Origin of the sequence: Microbispora sp. GKU 823 (assembly GCF_002027145.1) — a bacterium.
In the GTDB taxonomy this organism is placed as follows: domain Bacteria; phylum Actinomycetota; class Actinomycetes; order Streptosporangiales; family Streptosporangiaceae; genus Microbispora; species Microbispora siamensis.
This window is the reverse complement of sequence record NZ_MWJN01000257.1, coordinates 1-1,127: the sequence shown is the minus strand read 5'-3', so window position 1 is coordinate 1,127 and position 1,127 is coordinate 1. Positions and strand designations below refer to the sequence as shown.

The window sequence follows — 1,127 nt, the reverse complement described above, 5'->3', positions numbered from 1 at the left end:
CTTGATGCCCACCAGCTCCTCGGCCTTCAGCGCCGGAGCAGCGGCCTTGAAGGTCTTGCCGTAGGCCCACTTGAGGGTCTTGCCGGTGAAGGCGTAGTTGCCGTCCGGGTGCGACCCGCTCGGGTAACCGAAGACGAAGACACCGGTCCCGATCTTCTGGTTGTAGGCCAGGCCCTGGCCACCCACGTTGCTGCCGAGGGTGCCGACGTCCTTCAGGGCGATGTCCACGATGTGGCCACGCAGCTTGTACTTGACGGCCACGTTCACCCAGAACTTGACCTTGTAGAAGCCGTTGTCCTTCTTGTAGTAGAGGACACCGTCCTTCTCGCCGTGCTCGACGTCGCCGACGGCCGCGATGTACTCGTCCCTCGTGATCCGGGTGACCTCGTAGCCGGCCTGGCCGTGCCAGGGCTTGAGGTCCAGGCTCCCACCACGGACCAGCGTGGGAACGTCTCCCGTCTTGTCGAGGTGGATGAAGTTGCACCACTCGTCGAGGCCGAAGTAGACCTTCTGGGACTCCTCGCCACGCCTGGCGATGTGCCAGTGCCAGCGCTCGTCCTCGGGGTTCTTCGCGTCGTTCCAGCCGAAGGGCACGATCTCGCCGGCCCAGCCGGTGGTCTTGAGCTCGAGGTCCTTGCGGGCCTTCTCAGCCTCCGCCTTGGTGTCGAACAGGCGGTTGTCCACCCAGTTCTTGACCTTGTCGACGGCCACGTCGGTGACCTGGACACCGTTGTACACGGTGACGAACGCGTAGTCGCGGTCGCCGTCCTCGTACACGTCGTAGTCGTAGTGGGTGTACGCGGTCTTACCCACGTAGATGCCCCACGGGGTCTTGCCCTGGTAGTAGCCGGGGACGAACACCCACTTGTCGAGGGTCTCGCGGTTGCTCACCGTGTCGTAGACGCAGTGACCGGCGGTCGCCACCAGGTTCTTGTAACCGCTCTGGACCGAGGTCGCGGAGCACCAGTGCGGCTTGCCGTCGCCGCCGATGAAGAACACCTTGCCGGTCGTCTTCGGCAGGTTGATGTTCTTCAGGGTGGCCGTGGCGGGCTTCTGGTCGCCGCTGGACCCGACAACGCCGGGCTTGCTGTCGGCCGAAGCGCCACCGGTCGAGACGTGCTTGGTGG

The 1,127-nt window shown here is 64.7% G+C and carries 1 protein-coding gene; it reads right to left on the bottom strand.

Annotated features, from left to right (window positions below; genetic code table 11):
* Positions 1 to 1,127, bottom strand: a 1,127-nt coding sequence (locus B1L11_RS53620) for a serine protease (RefSeq protein WP_256863451.1), incomplete at both ends; no start/stop codon positions are given.